The following is a 4,678-nucleotide window of genomic DNA, read 5'->3' as shown; positions in this document are numbered from 1 at the left end:
ATAACCTCATTGCCACTACGTGGCATTTCAGCAGGAGCTTGAACTCCTGCTGAAACAGGCAAGTCCTTACCCCCGCTTACAGAAGCGGGGGGGACTTCCCGGATGAGGTTAATTGGTACTCCTATTTTTATCTACAGCCTGCTTTACAAATTTACTTATTATAAAAAGCTGTTGGATATGAAAGATTTAGCCTATTCCTTTGTAAATAAGACCTAATATAAAAATCAAAATAGTGATAGGAACATACACATATCTTGCTACCACTGAAAATATCATTGGTAATTTTTTATCTCTACCGCAATTTAACTCTTCTTCAATTTTATTTTTTCCTAATATATAATAGATTGATATTGCACCAAATACAGCACCAAATGGAACTACTAAAATAGTAATGAAATCCATAAATTTACCGACACTCAACTCATTCTCCAAAAATATACCGATAGAAAATGAAATTAAAATGCTAATCAGCGCCGCTTTATTTCTAGAAATCTTATATTTATTCTGTAAACTTTCAATAACCGCCTCAAACATGTTGATTAACGAAGTAATCCCTGCTACAAGTACTGATATAAAGAAAATACATGCAAATACTTTACCGAACGCAATCTGCTTAAAAATATCAGGTACTGTCAAAAACATAAGGGAAGGTCCTGACGTTGGTTCTATTCCAAATGAAAATACAGCAGGCATAATTACAAGTGCAGATAATAAAGCTGCTAAAGTATCATATAAAGAAGTCTGTAACGAAGCATTTACTATATTCTCTTTTTTCCCAAGATAAGCTCCATAAACAATCATACCAGATCCTGTAATTGACAACGAAAAGAATGCCTGTCCCATTGCCATAACCCATGTATCAATATGCAATAGCGACTCCCATTTTGGAATAAAAAGAAATTTATATCCTTCCACGGAACCTGGCAAAAATAATACCCGCACTGCCAAAAAAGCAAAGAGTATGTAAAAAGCCGGCATCATTACTTTACTAACTTTCTCAATTCTTGCTACAGAATCTGTGAATAAAATAAGAAAAGTAATTCCTAATATTGCAATATGCCATATGATACTACCAAAATCTCCAGTTGCCTGTGAAAAATAATTCGCACTTGAAGTTTTAAATAAAGCTCCTGTTGCAGAGCCAAATAAAGATCTAAATACCCATCCAATTATAATGGCGTATCCTGTTGCAATACCAAGAGATCCAACTAATGGAATCCACCCTAATACTTTTCCCACTTTGTTGTACTTTGATTTCTTCCAGCAAACCTCATAAGCTCCAAGAGTACCTGTTTGTGCCTTCCTTCCTATTGCAAACTCTGCCGATAATCCAACATAACCAAATAAAAAAACGAATAATAGATATGGAATCAAAAATGCTGCTCCTCCATATTGCCCTAACCGATACGGAAAAAGCCAGATATTACCCAATCCTACTGCAGATCCTACACAGGCTAATATAAAACCCCATTTACTACCAAACATACCATTTCTACCTAACTTTGTTTGACTCTTATTTTTCATAATTTTTCCTCTAAGCATTTTGATATTGAATTTCTACATAAATTACTATATCATAATAAACAAAATAAATATAATTGATAATATTGATAATATCATCAATATTTTTGATATTGCTTGGAGGAATAAATGGATTTTAAGAATATACAAACATTTATAAAAGTTGCAGAACTAAAAAGCTTTTCATCAGCAGCTTCAGAGTTAGGTTATTCCCAGTCAGCTGTCTCTACACAAATATCTAATTTAGAAAAAGAATTAGGCCATTTGCTTTTTGATCGCATTGGGCATAAAATTGCACTTACTGCTAACGGTATAATATTTTTACAATATACGCAAAACATCCAACTTTTAACTGAAGACTTAAACTCACAGCTTAATGGGGGTACTGATGATATTGCTGGTACCATACGAATTGCAATGGCTGATTCCATTTGTACATCAATTTTTCCGAACATTCTAATTGATTTTCAAAAACATTACTCTAAAGTAAAAATAGTTATACAAACTGGAGTGACATCAGAGTTGTTTACTTTACTAACCCAAAATGAGGTAGATATGATATGTACTTTGGATTTCAAAAAACAGCGCCCTGATTTTGTTATATTAAAAGAATCCGCTGTCAACACTAATTTTTATATATCTTCCAATCATCCTCTTGCAGGTAAAGTTAATGTTAATATTTCTGATATAAAACAATATCCCATTTATCTTACTGAAGAAAACATTAGTTATCGAAAAAATTTAGATGATATCATAGCAGAACATAATGAATTTATAATTCCCACATATGAAATAGGAAATGTACAAGTAATTAAAGAACTTATTTTAAACTCTTTTGGTATTGGATTTATCCCTGAGTTTGTTGTAAAAAAAGAGCTAACTCAAAAATCAATTCTACCTATTTCTAACCCAAATTTCCCAATTTCTATATGGCGGCAATTAATATGCCATAAAGGGAAAGCACTTACACCTGCCATGAATGCTTTAATCAATTTTATAGATATCTAAGAAAATCGTAAAAGAAGATTCTACTAAAAATCAGCCTTTCCATCAAAGAAGGAGAGGCTGATTCATTTAGTTTTTCAGTTCCAGTCCAGGCTAGCCTTTACTGCCAGTTTCCGAACTCTCATAACCTTAATACTTCAATATTCATCTGTTTGGCCAAATAAATTATATATCTGTTTACAAAATCATCCGTAACCGGTATAACAGCATCAAAGGAACTTAAGAATTCCAATAAATCTTCCGAGTTGATATCTTTTTCGATATAATTTACATTTGAATCAGTACCGATGATTTTACTAACCTCATTTTCCACCTCAGTCTTTGTAAAATATTCAGCGGGAATCCATAGATTTATTTCCTTTTTTATATCGGTTTGCAGTAAATTCCGTTCCAATTCTTTTAACCACCCGGATTTAAAATTATTCCAATCTGCAACCAAAAGCATTCTTTTTACATCCGTTTTTTTAGCCAAAGACTTTTCTGAAGGCTTTTTGAATTGACTAAATTCAAATGGAATAAAATGTTTTTTCCTTATATAATGAGTTCTTAAAAGAACATCTTCACGGGAATCATAAAATCCTTCAACATTTTCCGTACATTTTATTTTCCACTTACGTAAGAACTTTTTTTTGTTGGATATTACTGCTGCATCATTCATCTGCGTGAATTTTGAAAAAGTCGCACTACCGATGTGGTAAACAAAAGAACCACCGACAATTACCGTTTTATATCCTGCCAAATTTATACGTATTGAAAAATCATCATCATCAAATATTCCAATTCCAAACCAAAAATCCAGTCCACCAACCAAAAGCAGGATATCTTTTCTAAAAGCAATACAAGTACCCACAATACGATTTGATTTGATAATGACTTTACTGTTTTTCTCCATAATTTTTGCTGCATAGTAATTCATTGTCTCTTTTGATTTGAAAAATGCTTCTTTCATCTCTGGTTTTTTATATTCCAATTCTATGTTTTCTTCCCCAGATCCGTTGGTTAATAATGGAGTCGCCGCGCCTACAGTCAAGTCGGCGTCGAAAATATTGGCAAGGCTGTCAAACCAGCCTGGGCAGAATACCAAGTCATTGTTCAATAGCGTGATTATTTCACCGCTGCAGTTGGAGAGTCCAATATTAACTCCGACTATATACCCCAGGTTTTTTTCAAGATGTACTGTCTTTATTTCTGAAACCTCTTTAAATTTGATCCTACATTCTTCAATTCCCGCTTCTGTCTCATCGTTTGATCCGTTATTGACTATTATTAGTTCAATTCCTTTATTTTGATGTATTGGGTTTAAGTATTCGAAAAAGGATTTTACTGCCTTATCGGTAAAACTCCAATTATTGTAACAGACCATGACAAAGCTATAATATGCCATAATTATTCCTTCTGAAATTTAATCTGATTTATTATATGAAGTCTTTCTATGAAATAACACTAAACAAGAAAGGTGAGTTTAAAAGTGGCAATAATTCATGTGTTCATCGAAACAATAAGAATCACACCATAGTGAAATACTATGGTGTGATTTGAATTTATCATTTAAAATTATCTATGGCATTTAGGCGGATCATTAGTGCATGACAGCTCGCTAAAGCGGAAGGAATTAGGCTCTACAATTGAATTGGACGTAATCGGAGCATTTACCGATTCACGACGTGCAGCGACAGAAACAAACACCTCAGTGGTAATACCAAGGAATAGTATCTCAAATTCATTCGATAAATCTCCAAAGATAAAGGTATCTGAACATTTCGGAGGCAGTGGGGCAAATACTACTGTTTCCACAGCAACCTTCGGACATGTTTCTATATTGAACAATATTGACGAAACATTCGTCACAGTTTCAATAGCATTATTCAACACTTTAACTACAACACTGTTAGTTCCATTATCTCGCAATATCGGTCCAGTTGTGAGTATCGTACACGGTCCTAGTAATGTTTCGATTTTCGCCACATTTGTGTCAATTATGGCAACCTGGGTCTCAATTTCATGCAGATGTCCGAGTAAGGTTTCAATTATTGCGATATTGGTTTCAATTCTTGCCACATTCGTATCGATTACGGATACCTGAGTCTGGATTTCAACAACTATAGTTTCGATAGCACCAATTATCGTTTCAATCACTGATACATTTGTATCG

General features: G+C 33.5%; 4 protein-coding genes. 1 reads left to right on the top strand and 3 read right to left on the bottom strand.

Going from position 1 to position 4,678, the window contains the following annotated elements:
* Positions 1-186 precede the first annotated feature (186 nt).
* On the bottom strand, positions 187-1,524 hold the full coding sequence (locus RTP52_RS20120; RefSeq protein WP_312107098.1) for a sodium-dependent transporter: 1,338 nt from the start codon (positions 1,522-1,524) through the stop codon (positions 187-189).
* 126 nt (positions 1,525-1,650) lie between these two features.
* Here RTP52_RS20120 and RTP52_RS20115 point away from each other — a divergent pair, with 126 nt between their 5' ends.
* Positions 1,651-2,529 carry a LysR family transcriptional regulator gene (locus RTP52_RS20115; RefSeq protein WP_312107099.1) on the top strand — a complete coding sequence of 293 codons (879 nt, stop codon included), beginning with the start codon at positions 1,651-1,653 and terminating at the stop codon, positions 2,527-2,529.
* Positions 2,530-2,647: 118 nt separating this feature from the next.
* On the opposite strand, the gene RTP52_RS20110 is transcribed toward RTP52_RS20115, so the two are convergent.
* Both RTP52_RS20110 and RTP52_RS20105 read right to left on the bottom strand, forming a co-directional pair.
* On the bottom strand, positions 2,648-3,910 hold the full coding sequence (locus tag RTP52_RS20110) for a glycosyltransferase family 2 protein (protein ID WP_312107101.1): 1,263 nt from the start codon (positions 3,908-3,910) through the stop codon (positions 2,648-2,650).
* Between the two features lie 170 nt (positions 3,911-4,080).
* The coding region (locus RTP52_RS20105; protein ID WP_312373160.1) for a hypothetical protein at positions 4,081-4,678 on the bottom strand (598 nt) is incomplete at its 5' end.

Origin of the sequence: Lachnoclostridium sp. (assembly GCF_031997925.1) — a bacterium.
Taxonomy (GTDB): Bacteria; Bacillota; Clostridia; order Lachnospirales; family Lachnospiraceae; genus Lachnoclostridium.
Note: the sequence above shows the minus strand (reverse complement) of the source record. Positions and strands in the feature narration are given on the sequence as shown.